This window comes from Candidatus Polarisedimenticolaceae bacterium (assembly GCA_036275915.1).
Lineage (GTDB): Bacteria > Acidobacteriota > Polarisedimenticolia > Polarisedimenticolales > DASRJG01 > DASRJG01.
The window spans coordinates 270,702-291,678 of record DASUCV010000022.1; the positions used below are offsets into that span (position 1 = coordinate 270,702).

General features: G+C 69.2%; 18 protein-coding genes. 12 read left to right on the plus strand and 6 right to left on the minus strand.

Annotation, left to right across the window (positions count from 1 at the left end; translation table 11 throughout):
- Window positions 1-43: 43 nt before the first annotated feature.
- Entirely contained in the window at window positions 44-778 is a 735-nt protein-coding gene (locus VFV19_17930) for a hypothetical protein (GenBank protein ID HEX4826184.1), read from the minus strand.
- On the minus strand, window positions 775-1,515 hold the full coding sequence (locus tag VFV19_17935) for a hypothetical protein (GenBank protein HEX4826185.1): 741 nt from the start codon (window positions 1,513-1,515) through the stop codon (window positions 775-777). The genes VFV19_17930 and VFV19_17935 overlap by 4 nt, the downstream gene beginning before the upstream one ends.
- Window positions 1,516-1,586: 71 nt before the next feature.
- On the opposite strand from VFV19_17935, the gene VFV19_17940 reads away from it, so the two are divergent.
- The 7 genes from VFV19_17940 (at window position 1,587) to VFV19_17970 (ending at window position 13,364) form a co-directional block, all read left to right on the plus strand.
- Window positions 1,587-3,557 carry a hypothetical protein gene (locus tag VFV19_17940; GenBank protein HEX4826186.1) on the plus strand — a complete coding sequence of 657 codons (1,971 nt, stop codon included), beginning with the start codon at window positions 1,587-1,589 and terminating at the stop codon, window positions 3,555-3,557.
- Window positions 3,554-4,096, plus strand: a complete 543-nt coding sequence (locus tag VFV19_17945) for a hypothetical protein (protein HEX4826187.1) — start codon at window positions 3,554-3,556, stop codon at window positions 4,094-4,096. The genes VFV19_17940 and VFV19_17945 overlap by 4 nt, the downstream gene beginning before the upstream one ends.
- 115 nt (window positions 4,097-4,211) lie before the next feature.
- Window positions 4,212-6,089, plus strand: a complete 1,878-nt coding sequence (locus tag VFV19_17950) for a DUF4910 domain-containing protein (GenBank protein ID HEX4826188.1) — start codon at window positions 4,212-4,214, stop codon at window positions 6,087-6,089.
- A gap of 82 nt (window positions 6,090-6,171) precedes the next feature.
- Complete coding sequence (locus tag VFV19_17955) at window positions 6,172-7,419, plus strand: phospholipase D-like domain-containing protein (protein HEX4826189.1); 1,248 nt, start codon at window positions 6,172-6,174, stop codon at window positions 7,417-7,419.
- A 219-nt stretch (window positions 7,420-7,638) separates the two neighbouring features.
- The gene (locus tag VFV19_17960) at window positions 7,639-8,565 is read left to right on the plus strand and encodes a hypothetical protein (protein ID HEX4826190.1); all 927 of its coding nucleotides are present in this window, start codon (window positions 7,639-7,641) and stop codon (window positions 8,563-8,565) included.
- 66 nt (window positions 8,566-8,631) lie between these two features.
- A complete protein-coding gene (locus tag VFV19_17965) occupies window positions 8,632-11,343 on the plus strand; it encodes a bifunctional serine/threonine-protein kinase/formylglycine-generating enzyme family protein (protein ID HEX4826191.1) in 2,712 nt (903 codons plus the stop codon).
- Between the two features lie 17 nt (window positions 11,344-11,360).
- Window positions 11,361-13,364, plus strand: coding sequence for a DUF4185 domain-containing protein (locus VFV19_17970; protein ID HEX4826192.1), 2,004 nt, complete (start codon window positions 11,361-11,363; stop codon window positions 13,362-13,364).
- Window position 13,365: 1 nt separating this feature from the next.
- Here the strand turns inward: VFV19_17970 and VFV19_17975 are convergent, their stop codons facing one another.
- The gene (locus VFV19_17975) at window positions 13,366-14,478 is read right to left on the minus strand and encodes an NAD(P)-dependent alcohol dehydrogenase (protein ID HEX4826193.1); all 1,113 of its coding nucleotides are present in this window, start codon (window positions 14,476-14,478) and stop codon (window positions 13,366-13,368) included.
- Between the two features lie 53 nt (window positions 14,479-14,531).
- Here VFV19_17975 and VFV19_17980 point away from each other — a divergent pair, with 53 nt between their 5' ends.
- From VFV19_17980 to VFV19_17990, 3 genes are read left to right on the plus strand one after another with little or no spacing between them, the layout of a single operon-like run.
- Entirely contained in the window at window positions 14,532-15,560 is a 1,029-nt protein-coding gene (locus tag VFV19_17980; GenBank protein ID HEX4826194.1) for an FAD-dependent oxidoreductase, read from the plus strand.
- Complete coding sequence (gene ribA, locus VFV19_17985) at window positions 15,551-16,282, plus strand: GTP cyclohydrolase II (protein ID HEX4826195.1); 732 nt, start codon at window positions 15,551-15,553, stop codon at window positions 16,280-16,282. Before VFV19_17980 ends, ribA begins: the two co-directional genes overlap by 10 nt.
- Window positions 16,279-16,869, plus strand: a complete 591-nt coding sequence (locus VFV19_17990) for a carbonic anhydrase (protein ID HEX4826196.1) — start codon at window positions 16,279-16,281, stop codon at window positions 16,867-16,869. Before ribA ends, VFV19_17990 begins: the two co-directional genes overlap by 4 nt.
- 3 nt (window positions 16,870-16,872) lie before the next feature.
- Here the strand turns inward: VFV19_17990 and VFV19_17995 are convergent, their stop codons facing one another.
- Both VFV19_17995 and VFV19_18000 read right to left on the minus strand, forming a co-directional pair.
- Window positions 16,873-17,817 (minus strand): methyltransferase domain-containing protein, encoded by a 945-nt coding sequence (locus VFV19_17995; protein HEX4826197.1) that lies wholly within the window; start codon window positions 17,815-17,817, stop codon window positions 16,873-16,875.
- A gap of 20 nt (window positions 17,818-17,837) precedes the next feature.
- Window positions 17,838-18,008 carry a hypothetical protein gene (locus tag VFV19_18000; protein HEX4826198.1) on the minus strand — a complete coding sequence of 57 codons (171 nt, stop codon included), beginning with the start codon at window positions 18,006-18,008 and terminating at the stop codon, window positions 17,838-17,840.
- A gap of 37 nt (window positions 18,009-18,045) precedes the next feature.
- On the opposite strand from VFV19_18000, the gene VFV19_18005 reads away from it, so the two are divergent.
- Complete coding sequence (locus VFV19_18005; GenBank protein HEX4826199.1) at window positions 18,046-18,438, plus strand: MmcQ/YjbR family DNA-binding protein; 393 nt, start codon at window positions 18,046-18,048, stop codon at window positions 18,436-18,438.
- Window positions 18,431-19,789, plus strand: coding sequence for a cyclase family protein (locus tag VFV19_18010; protein ID HEX4826200.1), 1,359 nt, complete (start codon window positions 18,431-18,433; stop codon window positions 19,787-19,789). Before VFV19_18005 ends, VFV19_18010 begins: the two co-directional genes overlap by 8 nt.
- Here VFV19_18010 and amrB read toward each other — a convergent pair.
- Window positions 19,786-20,919 carry an AmmeMemoRadiSam system protein B gene (gene amrB, locus VFV19_18015; GenBank protein HEX4826201.1) on the minus strand — a complete coding sequence of 378 codons (1,134 nt, stop codon included), beginning with the start codon at window positions 20,917-20,919 and terminating at the stop codon, window positions 19,786-19,788. The genes VFV19_18010 and amrB overlap by 4 nt on opposite strands.
- Window positions 20,920-20,977: the final 58 nt, after the last annotated feature.

Genomic DNA, 20,977 nt, shown 5'->3' on the forward strand with positions numbered 1-20,977 from the left:
CCCCCTTGTCGCGCGCTCGCCGACCCTGTTCGTTGCCGGGAATCTACCGCGAAGGCGTCGTGCTGGGAACCGTGAATCGCGAATCGGCGATCGGGGGATTGATCTCGACCTTGTCGACGTCGAGAACGAGGTGGTTCGGACGGCCTTCCGCCGCCACCTCGACGTGACCGGGGAAGAGCGCGCCGCCGGTCATCTTGAAGTCGCCAAAAGTCGTCACGATGGCGACGGGGCTCCCGCGGAGCTGCCGCGTCGAGTCGGTGCGCACGAGACGGGACGTCTTCGTGTCGATGTAGTCGTAGCGGATGTCGCCGCTCTTGAGCGTGACCTTGAGCTTGTACGCCGGACGGCCGTCGACCGGCTCGGTCGCGGCCAGCTCGACCTTGTGTCCCTTCGCCTTCCAGTCGACGAGCGGTCCCTCGATGTCGGCCTGCTCGACCGCCTCGGCCACCGCCTCCGGCGGAAGCGCATGCGCATCGACGTCGCCCTGGAACGGCGAGACCTGCCAGCCGCGCGTCCCGTCCGACGCGAAGACCGCGGTGATCCCCTGGAGCGTGAACTCGAAGCGCGTCTTGCCGGGGCGCTTCAGCTCGCGCATGACGACCGCGTTCCGCCCCGGCCCGGCGGTCGCGTGCCCTTGCTGGCGGAGAGTCTGGATCGAGCGAATCTTCGCCAGGCCGCCTCGCGACGCGACGTAGCCGGCAACGATCGTATCGACCGTGGGAGCCGCAGGCGCCGGCGTCGAAGCCGCCGCCGCGAGGAGCGCGATCGCGAGGATCATTTCTTGATCGTCCCCCCGCCGTACTTCGGCGCCAGGTTGAGCGTGGCGGTGCCGTTCCCCATCGGGGCGGTCGGCCAGTACGTCATCCCGTAGCCCCATCCGCCCCAATAAACGGGATCCTGCCGGCGACGCAGCTCTTCCTCTTCCTTCGCCTTCTTCTCGGCCTCGTCCGCGCGCGCCTGCGCCTCGCGCGCCGCGTTCTCGGCCGCGATCGCGCGGTGCTCGGCGTCGCGACGCGCCCGCTCGTTGGCGTCGTTCTGCTGGGCCACCTGCGCTTGCGCCGCCGTCATCCACTCGTTCTCGTATTTGACGTAGCCGCGCGCGCGATAGCTCTCCTCTTCGGTGACCCACTTCCCGTCCAGGGAGACGAATCCGAGGGCCTTCCGCGCGGCGGGATCGTCGGGAGCCACGGCGAGAACCTTCTGGTACGCGGCTCTAGACTGCGATGCGAGGCCCTGCTGGGACGCCCACTGGCCGAGGCTGCGCCAGCCGTTGACGTCGCCGGCCTTCAGCTTCGCGGCGCGCTCGTCATACTCGTCGAGATGGGACTTCCCCTTCACGATCTTCTCGACGCGTGACGCGGGAACGCCGATCACGCCGTCGCCGACGTCGACCTTCACCGTGTCGGCGGTCTGCTCGACGATGCGTCCTTCGATCGAGCCGGCGTCCTTCAGGAAGACCTGGTCCGCCAGGGCGACGCCCGGGACGAGGAGCAGGAGATACGCGAGCTTTCTCAAGAACGGAAAGGCTAGCACGGGTGACGGGTCCGGCGCCCCGACTGCGTCCTGAGAGGTAGGAGGATCCACTCATGGCGCACCGCAGTCTCGTGCTCCCGCTCGCGGCCCTCTGGGTCGCTTCGTCGATCGCCGCGACGCCGCCCGCCACCGTGAACTATCAGGGGGTGCTTCGCGATCAAAACGACAAGCCGCTCTCAGGCACGTATGACATGACGTTCCGGTTCATGGACGCCGCCACGGCGGGGAACGAGATTCTCGTCGACCAGCACGTCGCGCCGGCCGGCGTTCCGGTCAGCGGAGGGCTCTTCAACGTCGTTCTGGGCTCCGGCAGCGTGACGGACGGGGCCGGCCCCGGCACGTACGCCACGCTCGACGCCGTCTTCCGCGATTACTCCGCCGTATGGCTCGAAGTGCGCGTGGGCGCGGAGACGCTGGCGCCACGGACCCGCATCCAGTCGGCGCCCTATGCGCTCAACGCGACGAATGCGGTGACCGCGACCAACTCGAGCCAGCTCAACGGCCAAACGTCGGACTTCTACCTCGACACGTCGAGCACCTATCAGACGAAGAGCGGCGCGGTGATGTTCAGGAACTACGATCCCTCGATCCCCGCGGTCGCGGCATCGTGCGGCGGCGGCTCCTCGAACGGCTTCTCCACCGTCGGATGCTCGGAGACGGGCGGTTACTTCGAAACTCACGGCAGTACCTCGACCGGCGTCGTCGCGATCGGCGACCAGTACGGATTGCGCTCCTACGGAGGCAGCGTCGGCGGCGTCATCGTCGGGCCGACGTGGGACAACTATGCGTACCTGGGCGACGCGCCCGACGGTGCCGGCATCGCGGTCGCCGGCGCCACGCGTGGTGTCTATTACAGCTCGAGCGGCGAGACCTACGGCGACCTCGGCTTCTTCGACGGCTCCAAGTACTACGGCCTTTGGGCGCACGGCTACTACACCGGCGGCTATTTCGAGAATACCTATTCGGGGACTCACACCTGGCTCGCCGACTCCGACGGCACGAGCGTCAAGGGGAATGGTTCCAAGAGCTTCATCCAGAATCACCCCGAGCGCGACGACCGCGCCATCGTCTACGCGGCCCTCGAAGGGGACGAGGTCGGCACGTACACGCGCGGAACGGCGCGTACCGTTCACGGCGAGGCGCACGTCTCCTTGGGCGATACCTTCCGCTACGTCACCGACCCCGATCTCGGCTTGACCGTCTACGTCACGCCGATCGGCGCGCCGTCCCTCCTCTACGTCGCCGAGAAGTCGACGACCGGCATCGTGGTCAAGACCGCCGCGGGCGAGCCGGACGTCGCCTTCGACTGGATCGCGGTCGGCCTTCGCGTCGGCTTCGAGAACGTCAATGTCGTTCGCGAGAAGACCGAGCCCTCCCCCGTCCCCACGATGACCGGCCTCCTCGAGGAGCAGGCGCGCCATCCCGAGCTGGCGCAGACGACCTCCCGCGCGCGCTTCGAGGCGATGGAGCGCGCCGCCGGACGCGAGGTGCCGGCGCACGCGCGCACCGACGCGCTCCTCGAGCAGATCAGGGCGGCCGACCACGGCGTCACCGAGAGTCCGAGCGCGAAGACGGCGCGTCTCCCCGGGATCGAGGCACGACGGACAAACGCGGCGACCCCGGCCTCGATCGAGCCTCGGGTGGAGGAAGCGGCGGCGGTCGCACCGCCCGCCGAGCTCGTCTTCCCCGCGAGCGAGCCGATCGACGCGGGCGATCTTCTCGCGCTCGATCCCGAGACTCCGGGCGCCCTCAGACGGGCGGTGAACGCCGAGGTCGTCGGCGTCGCCGACGCGCCGTCCCGGATCGTCGACGGCTCCTCGACGGTCGCCGTGACGACCGGACGCTTCGCCATGGTCGCGGCCGACGCGGGAACGGGCGCGATTCATCCCGGCGATCTTCTGACCGCGTCGGCAACTCCCGGCCGCGCCATGAAGGCCAGGCCGGAGGTTCCGGCTCCGCTCGTCGGCCGTGCCCTCACGGCGCTCGAGGCGGGACAGGGGCTCGTGCGGGTGCTGCTGCCATGAGAAAACCATTGATCATGGCGACGCTCTCGATCGCTCTGGCCGCGTCCGCCGCGGCACAGACGAGCGCGAGCTACAAGCTGAGCGAGACGGCGATCAACGACGGCGGGAACCCTACGGCCACGACCCTCGCGTCGGCTCATTTTCACGTGAAGCTCGACGCGATCGGCGACGGTGTCGTCGGGTCAGGCCTTACGAGCGCGTCCTTCCATGCCGACACCGGATTCGTCGGGCGCTATCGCCCGCCGGGCGAGGTGACGAGCCTGACGTGGAGCGGCAAGACAACGCTTCAGTGGAACCCCGAGCGCTCGATCGGGAAGTACGAGGTCTATCGAGACCTTCTCACGGCCCTCCCCGGCGGCGCATTCGGAGGCTGCCTCGCGAGCGAGCTGACCGCCGAGTCGGCGACCGACGCCTCGACTCCGGTGACGGGGCAGGGCTGGTTCTACCTCGTGACCGCGCGCAACCGTCTCCGCGAAGAAGGCCCCAAGGGCTATCGCTCGGGCGGAATCGAGGAGGCGAATCCGTCGCCCTGTCCGTGAGCGATTCACACGGCGGATCGACGGCGTCGTGCGCCGGCCCCGCCGAGGTCACGGTCCAGCAGGTCAAGAACCTCCACCACGCACTGTCCCCTCCTTGCGGTAGCATCCGCGGTCGATGCGCGCCTCGTGCCTCGCCGCCGCCGCTCTCCTGGCGATCTCCGCTCGCGCCGTCGAGCGGGCCCACCTCGTTCCGCAGTCCCAGTTCGACGCGATCGCGAGCGAGTACTCGGGCGAAGCCGCGCAGGAGAACACGCGGCAGATCGTCCAGTACCACCGCATCCAGGGGAGCCCGATGATGGAGGCGGTCGCGAGCGACGTCGTCCTCCCGAAGCTCAAGGCGCTCGGCCTCGAGGCGTCGATCGAGCAATTCGACTCCGACGGCGCCACGCGTTACCAGACGTGGATCTCACCGATGGGATGGGACATGCGCGGGGGTGAGCTGTGGGTCGAGTCGGTCGCGGGCGACGACACGTTCGTCCCCTACCGTCTCTGCCGCTACTCCGACGTCCCGATGTGCGTCTCGACCTACTCGAAGGGCGGCTCGTTTCAGGGCGAGCTCGTCGACGTCGGCGCGGGGACCTCCGACAGGGACTACGAGGGCAAGACCGTGGCGGGGAAGGTCGTGCTCGCGACCGGCTACGCCGCCGAGGTCGTTCGCCAAGCGGTGATCAAGCGGGGCGCGGCCGGCGCCGTCGTCTATCCCGACGCCCTCGACCGCCCCGACCATCCCGACATGGTCCGCTACAACGGCCTCTGGACGCGCGCCGGCGAGATCGGCAAGACGAGCGGCTCGTTCCAGATCTCGGCGACCCAGGTCGCCCGGCTCCATGAGCTGATGGCGCACGGCGCGGTGCGCGTCCGAGGGACGATCGATGCGACGCTCGGCCGCGGAAAGCTGACGCTCGTCCATGCGTACGTCCGGGGCACGGACGCGCGCGAGGTGCTGATCACGGCGCACCTCGACCACCCGAAGTGGAGCGCGAACGACAACGCGAGCGGCTCGGGGGCGATGATCGAGGTCGCGCGCACCGTGCAGGCGCTCGTCGCGGCGAAGAAGCTCACGCTCAGCTCGACCCTTCATTTCATGTGGGTGCCGGAGTTCTACGGGACGATGGCGTACGTCACGAAGCATCCCGAGGCGAAGGCACCGCACATCGTCGCGAACCTCAACATGGACATGGTCGGCGAGGACACGGTCAAGACGAATTCACGCTTCTACTTCACACGCACGCCGGACTCGGTGCCGTCGTTCCTGAATGCGCTCCTCGAGGACGTGCTCGACCAGACGAAGGGCGCGGCGCTCGTCGCCCCGACCGGCTCGCGGCACACCTGGCCCGCCGAGGAAGCGCCGTACATGCAGGGAAGCGATCACGACGTCTTCCTCGCGCTCGGTGTCCCCTCGACGATGCTCGGCCACGATCCCGACTGGACCCATCACACGAGCGAGGACACGATCGACAAGACCGACGCGACGGAGTTCAAGCGGGTCGGCGTCTTCGCCGCCGCCGCGGCCGCGTTTCTCGCGAGCGCCGGCGACGACGCCTGGAAACGTCTCGGCACGCTCGCCGTCGCCGAGCAAGTCGCCGACTTCACGCGGCGGGCGGGACGGGCGAGCGCGTTCGGCGACGGCGCATGCGTGCCTCGTTACCGTGCCGCGCTCGGCGCGCTCACGAGTACGTCGGGACCAGTTCCGATCGTCCCTGGTACGGGCCATGGCGCGCACCCGCTCGCGATCCAGCCGTTCGAGGGATCCGCGTTCGAGCCGCTCGCCGGCGCGGATCTCGCGTGGTGGAAGGACCAGGAGAAGCGCTTCGGCGCGGGCGGGCCCGGGCGCGATCTCGTCGTCTACGAAGCGGTCAACTTCATGAACGGCCGGCGCACGAGCGCCGAGATCGCCGAGTCGCTCTCCTGCGAGTTCGACACCACGGTCGACGCCGCGTGGGTCGACCGGCTGATTGCGGTCCTCGGCAAGCTCAAACTGGTCGCGTCCTAGCAAGATTTACCCGGCGACTCCGGGTTTCCCCCCACGGCGCAGCCTTTCCGGGCGGCGCGATCCATGCATTCGATGAGGGGCGATGCCTCGCGTGGCCGCGCCCCTCGCCCTCATCGCCGCGCTCGCGGCGAGCGACTGCTCGCTCCTCCATCAGAGACAGCAACACACGTACGCGCTCGACGCGCCGCTGACGGTCGAAGACTCCGCGTTCCTGCGCTCGCTCGACAACTTCGGCAGCGTCATGGTCAAGGGGAACTCGGCGGAGCTGCTCGAGAACGGCGACGGGATCTTCGGCGCGATGTTTGGCGACATCCGCGAGGCGAAGTCGACGATCAACCTCGAGATCTACATCTACCGCGACGACGAGGCCGGCCGCCAGGTCGCCGACGCGCTCATCGAAGCGAGCCGCCGCGGCGTCGAGGTCCGCCTCATGCCCGACGCGGAGGGAAGCAAGCTCGACACCCTGCGCGGAGAGCTCGAGAAAGCCGGCGTGATCGTCAAGGACTACCGTCCGGCGAAGAGCTACAACTACCTCGGCCGCCGCACGCACCGGAAGCTGCTCATCGTCGACGGCAAGATCGGCTACACCGGCGGCTTCTGCATCGACAAGCGCTGGCTCGGCGACGGCCGGGCGAAGGACGAGTGGCACGACACCGCCGTCCGCGTCACCGGCCCCGTCGTCGCGCAGATGCAGGCGATCTTCGGCGAGGACTGGACCTACACGACCGGCGAGATCCTCGCGGGCGAGAGGTTCTTCCCGGCCTTGCCGCCGACGGGCGAGATCCTCGCACAGGCGATGAAGGCGTCGAAGGGCGACGCGTCGTCGCTCCCGAAGATGCTCTACTTCATGGCGATCGAGGCCGCGACGACGAGCATCCACATCCAGAACCCCTACTTCCTCCCCGACGCGCAGATCCGGAAGGCGCTCGTCGCAGCGGCGAAGCGCGGCGTCGACGTGCGCGTCATGGTGCCGGGCCCCGACATCGACGTCCCGCCGGTGAGAACCGCCTCGCGCAGCGAGTTCGGCGAGCTGCTCCTGGGCGGCGTCCGGATCTACGAGTACCAGCCGACGATGATCCATTCGAAGGTGCTCGTCGTCGACGGCCTGTTCACCTCGATCGGCTCGATCAACTTCGACGCGCGCTCGATGTCGAAGAACGCCGAGGAGTGCGTCTCGTTCTACGACCGCGCGTTCGCGACGACGGTCGAGACGATGTTCGAGCGCGACGCCCACGACTGCAAGGAGATCACCTACGAGGCCTGGCACCATCGGGGCGTCGAGAAGAGGATGACCGAGCTCCTGTCGCGCCTGTTCAAGCCGCTCTATTGAGGGCGCGTGCTACGCTACCGCGCGTTCGTCACCTCGGGAGACCGGCGATGCGTGTCATGGACAACCACAGAGCGTTCTGACTGATCGCCTCGCCGGCGCACACGACCGCTCACCACGACTGATCGATCGCCCGTGACCTCGGGCGGCGGTGTGGACGCACGTCCGTACCGCCATGGAGCCACGAATGACCGCATGCGCGTTCACGCGCCGGATACTGCCTTGGACCGACGACTGGCCGAGGAGGTCCGCGCCTCGTTGCCGAGGGGCGGGACTCTCTTTCGGTACTTCCGCGACCGGTACGCCCTGCAGCTGCTCGCCTACGCGGCAGCGGAAGGGCGGAGCCTGCCCGAGATGCGGCGGGGTCGGTTCGGTGCGCTCTTCCAGAAGCCGTCGGTCCGCCGTCTCTTCGCGACACGCGAGCGGTGCGTCGATTGGGATCTGCTCGACTCGTACTTCCCGGCGCCGACCCAGGACTACGAGATCACGCTCGGACTCTGGGGCAGCGATCGCGACTGGCACTGGAACCAGACGAGCCGTCCGGGCTTCAACGTCGTCCTTCAGCTCAACTTCCCCAGGGCGCACGATCGCGCGTACCGTCGGTACATCCGGCCCGGAAACGAGACGCCGTTTGCGCGCGGCGGCCACCCGGTCAACGAAGACGGTCTCCACACGATGGCGTGGGCGCGGCTCGACATCGACGGGAAGCACGGCGAGGCGCTCATCGAGGAGATCCAGACCGACTGGATTCGTGACGCCGAGGAAGCGTCCGAGGCCGCGCTCCTGTTTCTCGCCGAGGGTACGTTCGAGCTGCCCTGGTGGATGGACGAGGTCGGCTGCGACTCCCTCGACCTGTTCCGCTACGTCGAGCACGTGCTCGGCTTCCATCGGCGACTGTGGTCCGAGGCGACGCTCGCTGCCAGCCTCTGGTTCCTGCGGGAGCACCTCGGGATTCGCCGCATCGCGATGCACACGCACGCGAGCGGATGCAAGCTGAAGCGCATCGACCGGCGACCTCCGCCGCGTTCGCTCTACGAGAACGTGCCGCGCGCGTTCTGCTTCGAGCGCGTCGTGGGCGCGCCGCGCTTCCTCCGGCCCGCGCTGCCCGCGACACTCGCGCACGAAGAGTTCTGGCACTTGCGCCTTTGACATTTGAGCCGGAAAGGGCCTTCTCGCCATCCGCACGCGACGTACACTTTCGCGGGGGCGCCTGGGATGGATCGAGGGGATAGCCGCGAGGCGATCGAGCGCATCCTGCGCGAGGCGGCGGCCCTCGACCCGGCCGATCAAATCGCCTACCTCGAGGACGCGTGCCGCGACGATCCCGCGTTGCTCGACGAGCTGACGTCACGTCTGCGCGCCGGCGGCTTTGTCCCCAGGCGCATCGGCCCCTACCGTGTGCTCTCGGTCCTCGGGGAAGGTGGGATGGGAACGGTCTACCTCGCCGAGGAGCAGCACCCGATGCGGCGGCGCGTGGCGCTCAAGATCGTGCGCAGCGACCTGCACGCCGGGGAGATGCTCGCGCGATTCGAGCGCGAGCGTCAGGCGCTCGCTCTCATGGAGCACTCCGGGATCGCCCGGGTCTACGGCACGGGGACGACGAGGCGCGGCCGCCCGTACTTCGTCATGGAGTACGTCGACGGTATCCCGATCACGCGCTTCTGCGACGAGCGGACGCTCGGCCTGCCGCGGCGCCTCGAGCTGTTCATCAAGGTCTGCCTCGCGGTCCATCACGCCCATCAGAAGGGGATCATCCACCGCGACCTGAAGCCGACGAACGTGCTCGTCGCCGACGAGGACGGCGGCTCGCCGAAGGTGATCGACTTCGGCGTGGCGCGCGCGGTCGAAGCGGGCGCCGCGCCGGAGCGTACGTCGGAGGCGGTCATCGTCGGGACGCTCGAGCACATGAGCCCGGAGCAGGCCACGCCGGGGTCGAAGGACGTCGATACCCGCTCCGACGTCTACGCGCTCGGCGTCCTCCTCTACGAGCTTCTCTCGGGGCGGCGTCCGTTCGAGCTGCGGAGCCGCGAGGTCGGTGCGCTCGCGGACTTGCAGCGGAGGATCGTGGAAGAGCCGACGCGTCCACCGAGCGCGGCGGTCGATGCCGGAGCGGCGGCGGCGCGCGGAACCTCCCGTCGCGCGCTCGCCCGCGCGATCGCCGGCGACCTCGACTGGATCGCGCTCAAGGCGCTGGAGAAGGACCCGAGGCACCGCTATGCGTCGGCTTCCGAGCTCGCTGCCGACGTCCAGCGGTACCTCTTCTCCGAGCCGGTCCTCGCCGGGCCGCCTTCGCTCGCCTACCGCGCGCGGCGCTTCGTCGTGCGCCGTCGAGGTCTCGTCGCCGCCGCGGCGATCGTCGGCCTCGTCGCAATCCTCGGGGCTGCGGTCTGGGTGCGCGAGCACGAGGTCGCCGAGGAGCGGCTCGCCGACTACCGGAATCTCGCCGACCGGCTCCTCCTGGACGACTTCAAGAAGCGCGCGGACACGCTGTGGCCCACATGGCCCGAGAACATCCCGAGGATGGAGGTTTGGATCGACGGCGCGTCGAGGCTCGCCGTGCGGACGGAGTTCCATGCAAGGCGCCTGCAGGAGATGCGGCGGCGCGCACGGGTCGAGACCGTCGCTCCGCCGGCGGGCGGTCGCCTCGACGACCTCGTCGCGGTGCGTGACGCGCTTCGAAAGGAGCTGGCCGCGATGAGTCCGTCCGGTGAGGCCGACTTCGTCGCGATGAAGCTGAAGCAAGCGGAGGACCAGATCGCCGCGCTGCGGGCGGATGCGGCGCGGGCGCAACGTTACGTCTTCGACTTGCCGGAAGACCAGAAGCTCCACGATCAGCTGGCCGCCCTCGTCCTGGACCTTCGCACGCTCGGCGATCCCGACCGTGGGCTCATCGCCGACATGCGGCGTCGCATCGCGCAGATCCACGCGCTCGAGCGTGCGACCCTTGATGACGCCACAGCCGAGTGGGCCGCGGCGGCGGCGGCGATCGCGGCGTCGCCGCGTTACGCTGGGCTCGCGGTCACACCCCAGATCGGCCTCGTGCCTCTCGGCGCCGACCCGATCTCGGGCCTTTACGAGTTCCTGCACTGGCGCAGCGGCGAGCGCCCCGTTCGCCGGGCGGACGGACGGTACGTCATCGCCCCCGAGACCGGCATGGTGCTGGTGCTCATCCCCGGCGGAAGCTTCACGATGGGAACCGATCGCGGCAGCGACCCACTCGCCTGGAGGGCCGAGGGGCCGCCTCATCGCGTGACGCTCGCTCCGTTTTTCCTGTCCAAGTACGAGATGACGCGCGGTCAGTGGCGCCGCGTCGCGGCTTCGGATCCCTCGCTGTTCACTCCCCCACGCGCGCCGACGGAGACCGAGCGGGCCCTTCATGACGTCCAGCCGGTCGACCAGGTCTACTGGCAGCAGAGCCACGATGTGCTCGCCAGGATCGGTCTCGAGCTGCCCACGGAGGCCCAGTGGGAGTACGCGGCGCGCGGCGGCACGACGACCCGTTGGTACACCGGCGACGATCCGCGATCGCTCGCCGGGCATGCGAATCTGCACGACCTCGCCGCATTGCGGGCGGAGAGAGGGACAGCCTACGCCCGGTACGAGTCATGGCTGGACGACGGGTTCGCCGCGCTCGCTCCCGTGGGGAGCTTGCTGCCCAATCCGTTCGGTCTCCACGACGTGGCGGGGAACGTCGGCGAATGGTGTCGCGACTGGTTCCAGGTCTACGACTGCCCGGTGAGGCCGGAGACCGGTGAGCGCATCCCCGTCGACGACGGTCCGATGCGCCGGGTCATGCGAGGCGGCGGCCGCGGCTCGCTCGCGACGATGGCGCGGGTGACCGCGCGCGAGCACATCGACCCTTCCATCGCGGAGGTGGGAGCGGGGCTGAGGCCGTCTCGACGCCTCGTACCTCCCGAAGGCGAGTAGACTCCTGCAGGAGTGTCATGAAGCCGATCGCCCTCGCCGGTCTCATCGCTTTCGCTGCGCACGCCGCCGACCCGGGCGCGCCGCCCGCTCCCGAGGTTCTCTCTTCGCGGGACATGGGTCTTCTCGAGACGAGCCCGATCATCGCGCTGCGCGACGGGGCGTTCTCGACCCGCGTCGGAGCGGCTTCGGTCTGGGTCTACGGCGACACCGGCCTCACCACCCCGGGGGTCGACGGCGGGACGTGGCGGCACAACACCCTCTCGTGGACGCACGATCTCGACGCGTTCGACGCGCTCACCGGCTTCGCCGACTGGGCCGACGCTTCCGGCGCGCCGGTGACGTTCCTGCCGCTGACTCAGGACGAGATCGCCACGAACGCGCTCCACCAAGGCGACAACTGCCAGGTCGCACCGTGCAACTACGAGTTCGGCCTCTGGCCGGGAATGCCGCTCTTCGACCCCGAGCACGAGCGTGTGCTCTACCCTTACATGAAGCTGTGGCTCGGCCCGGGCGCCTGGAATTTCACGGGGGTCGGAACCGGAATCGCGGTAGGGCCCGCAATGCCGGGCGGGAGCATCGTGCGTCCGATCGTCGACCCGCAGAGCTCGGACCCCACGCTCCTCTTCTACGAGGGAGAGCCGTTCTACGTCAACGCCTCGGTCAAGGTGCGCGAGAGCGGCACGACCTGGGTCTATCTCTACGACTGCTCGGGCGGCGACGGCTTCACGAAGCCGATGCACGTCGCGCGGGTCCCGATCGACGCGATCCTCGACCGCTCGCAATGGCGCTTCTATGCGGCAGGCGGCGTCTGGAGCCAGCTCGCGACCGACGCGATCGAGATCTTCGACGGCTCCGACCAGCTCTCCGTCCACTGGAGCGATTTCCTCGGCCGGTACGTGGCGATGTACCTGCAGCCGTTGTCGCAGAACGCCGTCGCGCGCGTCGCCGACCGGCCGGAAGGTCCGTGGTCCGACCCCACGCTGATGTTCGTCGCGCTACCCCCGGTCAGAAACGGCTGGGTCTACTCCGGAACGGCGCACGGCGAGCTGGCGCTGGACGGCGGCCGTCTCGAGTACTTCACGTACGTCCGCGACACCGGGCCCCTCGCGCAGGAACGGCGGATCGTCGAGGTCGAGTTCAAGAACCGTGTCGAGACCGGCGATCGCGATGCGGACTTCGATCCCGTCGACGGTGTCATGCTGAGCGACGTCGATTACCCAGGCCAGATCTGCATGGGGATGGATCAGCACCAAGGGCGGCAGGCGGCGGTTCAATTCCGGCTCGGCGTACCGCACCCGGCCACGATCACGTCGGCGACGGTGCAGCTCGTCTCGTCGGGACACAACCAGGGGACGTACACGGGCACCGTGCGCGCGATCGCGCAGGACGACGTCGCGCCGTTCGTCGGCGGCGCTTCGGGGTCGTTCACCGCCACCTATCCCATGACCGCGGCCGGCGCCGCGTGGACGCCCGAAGACGCGGCGGCCGGTGCCACGGTGACGACCCCGGAGCTCCGCGCGCTCGTGCAGGAGGTCGTCGACCGTCCGGGTTGGACGGCCGGTCATCATCTCGGGCTCGTCTTTCCCGAGATGTCGGTGAAGCAGAAGATCCGGTGCTTCGACGACCTGTCGGCCGGCACCGGCACCGCTGCGATCCTCCGCCTGGGCTGGTACGCGAACGGCACCCCGGTCTGCCTCGACGCCCGGGGCGGCGAGGACGCCTTGCGCGTCGCGCGCGAGCCTGCGGGCGGGTGCGGATCGGCCGGCGGCCCTTCGATGGAGTTCGTATTCGGCCGCATCGGGGCGCTCCGCGCTTCGGGCGGAGCCGTCGATCTCGGCCCGGTTCGTTGCGCGGACGCCTCGTCGACCGGCGCGCTGGTGCGCGCGGCCGATCCGGACCAGCCGGTCGGCGACGGGTCGTTCTACCTCGTCCGCGCGTCCGGATCGCCCGACTTCGGACGCGCGCTCCTCTCCGACGGCTCGACGCCTTCGCGGATTCCCGCGGCGTCGGCATGCCCGTAGCTCACTCGTTCGTGATGATGACCTTGCCGCGCGCGTGGCCCTGCTCGAGGTACGCGATCGCCGCGGACAGCTCGGCGAGGGGGTAGCGCCGGTCGATGACCGGCGTCACCTTCCCCGACCGGATCAGCTCCGCGATCTCCTCGAGGTCCTTGGCGTCGAGCTTCGCGATGAAGAACTCGAGGCGCTGGGAGACGAACGGCTTGACGATCGCTGTGTGGAGGAGCCGGCCGAAGGGCCCGATGACGGGGCTGGCGTTCGGTCCTCCGCCTCCGATGAGGAAATAACGCCCCTCGGGCGCGAGCACGCGCCGGCACTCCGAAAGCGACCGGTTGCCGACGTTGTCGAGGACGAGGTCGTACCGCTCGGTCCCCGCGGTGAAGTCCTCTTTCGTGTAGTCGATCGTGCGATCGGCGCCGAGCCCGCGCACCATCTCCAGGTTGCGCGTGCTGCAGACGCCGGTGACGTTGCAGCCGAGCACCTTCGCGAGCTGCACGGCGAAGGTGCCGACCCCGCCCGACGCTCCGTTGACGAGGACCTTCTCGCCGGCTTTCGCGCCGCCTCTCCTGAGACCTTGGAGCGCGGTCAGCCCCGCGATCGGGACGGCCGCCGCCTGCTCGAACGAGACCCCGTCCGGGACCTTCGCGATCGCGCCGGCCTCGCGCACGGAGACGTACTCGCCGAAGGCGCCGTCGGCACCTCCGAAGACCGAGTCCCCCGGCTTGAAGCGCGTCACCTTCGATCCTACGGCTTCGACGGTGCCCGCGAAGTCGACGCCGAGCCGCGTGTCCTTGGGGCGGCGCAGGCCGGTACCCATCCGCATCAGGTACGGGGTCCCGCGCATGAAGTGCCAATCGAGCGGGTTGACGGAGGCGGCGCGGACGCGGACGAGGACGCGGCCCTCGGCGAGGACCGGCTTCTCGACCTCCTCCAGGCGGAGGACCTCCGAGGTCCCGTAGTCGCAATACACGATCGCCTTCATCGGGTCGCGAACAGGTCGCTTCGGCTCGCTGCACGCGTTGTCGGAGGTGAAGTAGGCGACCGCGAACGCCGCGACCGCGACGAGCGGGACGGCGATCACCGTCCACCGGACGATCCGCCTCAGCCTGGGCTTCATGCCGCGGGGGAGGATACTCCCCTCGAGCCGCTCCAGTGCGCTATCTTGCCGCGATGGTCGATTCCGCCGAGACGATCGTGGTCGGCGCCGGCATCGCCGGTCTCGCCTGCGCGAGAGCGCTCGCCTCGCGCGGTGTCGGGGCGCTCTTGCTCGAGCGTGCGCGCGGCGTCGGCGGTCGGTGCGCGACGAGGCGCGTCGACGGTGTGCCGGTCGATCACGGCGCGCCGTTCCTCCACGGGCGCTCCGACGAGATGCGCGCCGAGCTGGAGGCGATCCCGCCCGCGGAGCGCGTCGACGATTGGCCTCGCACACGCGACGGTGCCGGCCTTCCGTGTCAGCCGGAAGCGTTCGAGGCGAGCGAGCTGCGGCTCGCGCCGGTGGACGGCGTCAACGTGTTCGCGAAACGCCTCGCCGAGGGGCTCGCGATCCGCCGCGATGCCGAAGTCACCGCCATCGCGGCGGGCGATTCCTGGGAGGTCTCGCTCGCCGGCGGCGAGAAGCTGAGGACGAGGTCTCTCGTGCTGACGATGCCGGCGCCGGAGATCGTCGCCTTCGTGCGGGACACGCCGATAGCCGCGATCGTTCCCACGCTCGAGCTGATCCGCACGGTGCCGTGCCTCACCGTCATCGCCCGCTACGCCGATCATGTTCCCCGACCCGACTGGGACGCGAGCTATCCCGGAACGAGCCCGATCCTTCAAGCGGTGCTCCATGACTCGTCGAAACGTGCGCGGGGATCGCCGCTCACGCTCGTGCTCCAGGCGCGCGCGCGGTTCTCGCGGAAGCACGAGGGCGACGAGCCGGAACGCTGGACGCGCGTCATGCTCGGAGAAGCGCGGCGGCGTCACGGAGCGTGGATCGGCGATCCCGTGCACGTCGAGACCCACGTCTGGCGCCACGCGCGCGTCGACGCGCCGTCGCAGCTCGCCGGACCGCTCGTGCTCGAGCTTCCGTCGGGTGCGACGCTCGGCCTCGCGGGCGACGGTTTTCACCACGCGGGCGGGCTCGAGGGTGCTTACCTCTCGGGCCTCGCCCTTGCCGGGCGGCTCGCCGGCATGTTGAAGGAGAACCCTTGTCGCTGAACGAAACCGAGATCGACGCCATCCTCAAGGCCGAGGCCGACCACGACTGCGAAGGGGTCGGCGCCAACCGCATCTGCGTGAAGATCGCCGCGATCGCCGATCTGCCGACGCGTTTCGGCCGGTTCCAGGTCGTCGCGTTCTGGAACAACCGCGACGGGAAGGACCACATCGCGATCATGCACGGGAACGCCCTCGGTCGCGACGACGTCCCGACCCGCGTGCATTCGGAGTGCCTGACCGGCGACGCCCTCGGCTCGTTGCGGTGCGACTGCCGCGACCAGCTCGAAGCGGCCCTCATCGGCATCGCCGCGCACGATTGCGGGCTCGTCCTCTACCTGCGGCAGGAGGGGCGCGGCATCGGTCTCCTCAACAAGATGCGCGCCTACGCCCTCCAGGACCGCGGCCTCGACACCGTCGAGGCGAATCTCGCCCTCGGATTCCGCGACGACGAGCGTGAGTACTCGATCGCGGCGCACATGCTCGAGAGCCTTCGCGTGGGATCGATCCGTCTCATGACGAACAACCCGAAGAAGGTCGACGAGCTGTCGCGCTACGGCGTGCGCATCACGGGGCGCCTCCCGCACGTCATCCCGCCGAACGAGTTCAACCGGTTCTACCTCGAGACCAAGCGCGAGAAGTCGGGGCACATCCTCGACTTGCTCGGGAAGCCGCATCTCGCCGAGCAGGGCGAGACGATCGAGGTCGCGCGAGGCCGCGCATGACCGGGCTCGAGGCGCTGGCCCGGCTTCGCGAGGGCAACGACCGCTTCCTCCGCGGCGAGGCCCGGTTCCCGACCCTCCAGAAGGAGGTGCTCGCCGAGCTCGCCAAGGGCCAGCGGCCGTTCGCGACGATCCTCGGCTGCAGCGACTCCCGCGTGCCGCCCGAGCTGCTCTTCGACGCCGGGTTCGGGCAACTCTTCGTCATCCGCGTCGCCGGCAACGTCGTCTCGCCCGAGATCTTCGGAACGATGCAATACGCCGCCGTCCATCTCGAGACCAACCTCTTCGTCGTCCTCGGCCACGACGAGTGCGGCGCGGTCAAGGCGGCCCTCGCCACGAAAACGCACGGGCACCGCGAGCGCGAGCGGATCCAGGCGCTCGCCGACACGATCGCCGCGGGGCTGCCGGACCCGGATCCCACGCTCGATCAAGGCGCGCAGCTCACCCGCGCGGTCGAGGCGAACGTCCGCGCCATGATGGGCCGCGTGCTCGAGACACCCGAGGCGCAGGCGCGCCTTCGCGAGGGGAAGATCCATCTCGTCGGGGCGGTGGTCGCGATCACGACGGGGCAGGTGCGCTTCCTCGAGTGACCGTCAGTCCAGGACGGCCTGCACGAACAGTCCCGAGGTGCGCTGCGACGCCTCTGAAAGCGAGCGGAATCGAGGAGCGTACCGGCCGGGTGCGACGGTCGGCTCCGAGAGCGACGGGATCTTCGTCACGGCTCTGAGCCCGTGACGCTCGATCGCCTCGAGATGGCCGGCATCGGAGACGCGATTGATCAGGTAGTCGCGGCGTCCGCGCACGACGCGCCATTCGAGCTCGGAATACGCTCGGTACCCGTCCCACGTCGGCGCCGTGCCGTGGCTGCGAAAGTCGATCTGGTGCGAGAGCATGCCGCCGCGCTTGAGCCATCGACGGCACACGGCGTAGACGTGGTCGACCTCCTCGACGTGCTCCATGACCGCCTGCGAGAAGATGAGATCGACGCTCCCCTCGCGTACGTTCGCGGCGTCGTCCCAAGGCACGATGTAGGCGATCGAGCCCTCGAGCGTCAGGAGGGATTCCCGGATCCGCCGCAACCGCTCGGGGGCGAGCACGTCCTCGAGATGCGCATCGCCGAGCACCGCCGACGGAAACGACGTGGAGGGGAGATCCGGCTTCATCTCCGGAAACGCGTCGCGCCCGGGCGCCGGAGCGCGGGCGCGGAATCGCTCGACGAGGGCGTCGAAGATCATCAGATTCCGCTCCGTCGTCGCATAGCGTCGCACGTCGAAGGCGAGGTAACGCTGCGCCCCCGCAATCAGCCATGCGAGCCCGGTACCTAGCGAGTCGCCGGGACCGAGCTCCGCGACGACCTCGGGGATCCCGGCGAGACCGGCGCGATGGCGGTGAACCAGGTGGCGGAGGAACACGCCGTAGCAGTAGTCCGGATCATCGGTTCCACCGGTTCGCGGGATCCGGTAGCGCGCGGCCGCCGGCGTATAGGTCAGGAGGCCGATGACGTACGGCTTCAGGCGCTCCAGCACGGCGTGAATCATGACACGGCCTCATCGGTTCTTCAGCCCCGAAAGCTCCATCGCGAGCTTCGTCCGGAACGCTCGCGCGCCACCGCCGCGACCTGGGCCCACACGTCGCGAATGTCGAGCGATTGCGCGAGCGTCTTGAACAGCGGGTCGAGCGCTTCGAGCCGTCTCAGGCGCTGGTCGAGCTTGGGCGATTCGTCGGCCATCGGCGCCCCGAGACTGGGCGCATTGTACGATGCGCCGGTGGCGACCTGGAAAGACGTCCAGCGGCTCGCATTGAGGCTTCCCGAGACGACGGAAGAGCGCCGGCATGAGCACGCCGCCTGGATGGTCAAGGGCAAGGCATTCGCGTGGGAGCGGCCGCTCCGGAAGTCCGATCTCGAAGCGCTCGGCTCCCGCGCACCGAAGGGCGACATCCTCGGCGTGCGCGTCGCGGACCTCACGGTGAAGGAAGCCGTGCTGGCCGCACGATCGAAGGTCTGCTTCACCACCCCGCACTTCGACGGCTATCCCGCCGTCCTGGTCCAGCTCGGGAAGATCAAAGCCCGTGACCTCGAGGAGCTGCTCATCGAGGCTTGGCTCGCGAAGGCGCCGAAGACGTTGGCTCGAAAGTACCTCGGAGGGCGCGATGCTTAGCACGATCCTGCTCCTCGCCCTGGCTGCCGACCGGCCTCCGGTGGAGACCGGCACGTTCCGTTCCGCCGATCTCGTCGAGCTGGTCTCGCTCGACCCGACGATCAAGCTCGACGTGCGCTACGCCACCGCGAACAACTTCACGGGGAAGGCGGTCTACGCGCAAGCGCGGGTGTTCCTGGAGCGTCCCGCGGCGGAGGCGCTCGTGCGCGCGCACAAGGCGCTCGCGAAGAGCGGCTACGGCCTGCTCGTCTTCGACGGCTACCGCCCGTGGTCGGTGACGAAGGCGTTTTGGGACCTCACACCGCAAGACAAGAAGGTCTTCGTCGCCGACCCGAGCAAGGGATCGAAGCACAACCGCGGATGTGCGGTCGACCTCTCGCTCTACGATCTCGCGACGGGTCGCGAGGTCGCGATGCCGTCGCCGTACGACGACATGACCGAGAAGGCGTACGCGACCTACGCCGGCGGCGACGTCGACGCGCGCACCCGCCGGGACCTCCTGCGGGACACGATGGGGCACGAGGGGTTCTTCGTCTACCCGTGGGAGTGGTGGCACTTCGACTACAAGGACTGGACGTCGTACCCGATTCTCGACCTGCCGTTCGACAAGATCGCCGTGACCTCCCGCCCTCCCGACGTCGACCTGAGAACGGCGCACGTCGTCGATCTCACGCACACCTTCGATGCGACGACGCTCTACTGGCCGACGTCCGACATCTCGTTCACGTTGACGACCGTGAGTCGCGGCCCCACGCCGGGCGGCTGGTTCTACGCCGCGAACTCGTTCTGCGCGCCGGAGCACGGCGGCACGCACCTCGACGCGCCGTTCCATTTCGCGGAGAAGGGTCGGACCGCCGAGGCGATCGAGATCGTGGCGCCCGGGATCGTGATCGACGTGTCGGCCCAGGCAGCGAGCGATCCGGACTACCGGCTCACCGCCGACGACGTCCAAAGATGGGAGAAGGCTCACGGAAGGATCCCGCCGGGCGCCGTCGTGCTCTTGAGAACGGGCTGGTCGAAACGCTGGCCCGACCGGAAGCGCACGTTCGGCGACGACACGCCGCACGACGCGACCAAGCTTCATTTTCCGTCGTACGGGAAGGAGTCCGCGGAGCTTCTCGTCGACGAGCGGAAGGTCGCGGCGCTCGGCGTCGACACGCCGAGCATCGACTACGGGCCGTCGAAGGACTTCATCGTGCATCGGATCTCGTCGGCGCGAGGGGTCCCCGGCCTCGAGAATCTCGACGCGCTCGATCGCGTCCCGGACGCCGGCGCGTGGATCGTCGCGCTCCCGATGAAGATCGGCGGCGGGTCGGGTGCGCCTCTACGTATCGTCGCGCTCCTGCCCTAGGGAGCGACCCAGACCGCGGCCGGATAGCCGACGAAGTGGTAGAGGTTCGCCGGCGCCGTCTCCCCCATCCCGGTGTCGCGGACGCGCAGCTCCGGCGCGCCCACCGACGTCGCGTAGGCGAGCGGCATCCCCACCGGCGTGCCGAGCCCCATCGCCTTCGCCGTCTCCTTCATGACGAGCATGCCGAACGGCACGGAGAATCGCCCGCACCACGACACGCGGTACGTGTCGGGATCGGCGGGATCGACGAACGTCCCGTAGAGCGTCTTGATCTTCGCGACCTCGAGCGGGCCCGCGATCGGTCCTTGCAAGAGATCGCGATCCCGTGCCGTCGCCTTCGTGTAGGCGTCGATGCCGCCGTCGCCGAACGGGACCTGCCTGAAGTCCAGGCCGTAGTGCACCGCATCGGCGGAGATCACGATCGCGACGTCCTTGCCGAGCGTGAGGCCGCGCTTCTTCATCGAGGCGGCGATGGCGCCGCCGAGCTTCGCCGCGATCTCCTGGAGCCGCTCGAACCTGGTCGCCGGCGCCAGGATCGGCACGATCTCGACGGCGGGGTCGGCGTGACGCAGCCAGTAGACTTCCGCCTCGATCGAGTGCTCCATGTCGTGCGACGCGGCGTCCTGGATCGCGTCGTCCTTCATCGCGGCACGGAGGTCCTCGCGCATCGCCGAGACCGGAACCGGGCCGTCGGGCGTGCGCCACGCCGGGTAGGTGTCGAAGACGATGCGGTCGCGCACGCGGTACTTCCGGTATTGATGGAAGACGCCGATGACGACGACGGTCTTCGCGGTGACGAGCGGAAGCACCGCGCGGTAGACGCGCCCGGCGTAGAGGTAGTCGTCGTGCGGCGAGAGCGCGCCGAGAACGCCGGCGGGAGGCGCGGGGCCGAGCTTGTCGGGCGCGGGCCCCTCCGCCGAGAGATCCCAGGTCGTCTTCATCTGCTCCGCGGTCGATGAGAACCCGATCGCGTCCCGCTGGCCGCGCAGCGCGTCGGTCGAGGCGATTCCCATCGTCGATCGCGTCTCCTCGAGCGTCGGGGCGCGGTCGCCGGCGGGATAGACCGTCGCTTGCGCGAGGAGCGCGCAGGCGGTCAGGAGGACGAGACCGTCGAGCATGAGGATCGGCATTTTACGCTTCAGGGGGAGATTTTCGGGCGCCATGACGGCGCCCTAACCGGGATCCGCC

Coding starts and splice junctions, on each gene's coding strand:
- VFV19_17955 (HEX4826189.1), top strand. CDS start 6,172: ATGCCTCGCGTGGCCGCGCCCCTCGCCCTCATCGCCGCGCTCGCGGCG.
- VFV19_17930 (HEX4826184.1), bottom strand. CDS start 778: ATGATCCTCGCGATCGCGCTCCTCGCGGCGGCGGCTTCGACGCCGGCG.
- VFV19_17950 (HEX4826188.1), top strand. CDS start 4,212: ATGCGCGCCTCGTGCCTCGCCGCCGCCGCTCTCCTGGCGATCTCCGCT.
- VFV19_17965 (HEX4826191.1), top strand. CDS start 8,632: ATGGATCGAGGGGATAGCCGCGAGGCGATCGAGCGCATCCTGCGCGAG.
- amrB (HEX4826201.1), bottom strand. CDS start 20,919: ATGCCGATCCTCATGCTCGACGGTCTCGTCCTCCTGACCGCCTGCGCG.
- VFV19_17945 (HEX4826187.1), top strand. CDS start 3,554: ATGAGAAAACCATTGATCATGGCGACGCTCTCGATCGCTCTGGCCGCG.
- VFV19_17995 (HEX4826197.1), bottom strand. CDS start 17,817: ATGATTCACGCCGTGCTGGAGCGCCTGAAGCCGTACGTCATCGGCCTC.
- VFV19_17975 (HEX4826193.1), bottom strand. CDS start 14,478: ATGAAGCCCAGGCTGAGGCGGATCGTCCGGTGGACGGTGATCGCCGTC.
- VFV19_18010 (HEX4826200.1), top strand. CDS start 18,431: ATGCTTAGCACGATCCTGCTCCTCGCCCTGGCTGCCGACCGGCCTCCG.
- VFV19_17980 (HEX4826194.1), top strand. CDS start 14,532: ATGGTCGATTCCGCCGAGACGATCGTGGTCGGCGCCGGCATCGCCGGT.
- VFV19_17990 (HEX4826196.1), top strand. CDS start 16,279: ATGACCGGGCTCGAGGCGCTGGCCCGGCTTCGCGAGGGCAACGACCGC.
- VFV19_18000 (HEX4826198.1), bottom strand. CDS start 18,008: ATGGCCGACGAATCGCCCAAGCTCGACCAGCGCCTGAGACGGCTCGAA.
- VFV19_17970 (HEX4826192.1), top strand. CDS start 11,361: ATGAAGCCGATCGCCCTCGCCGGTCTCATCGCTTTCGCTGCGCACGCC.
- VFV19_17940 (HEX4826186.1), top strand. CDS start 1,587: ATGGCGCACCGCAGTCTCGTGCTCCCGCTCGCGGCCCTCTGGGTCGCT.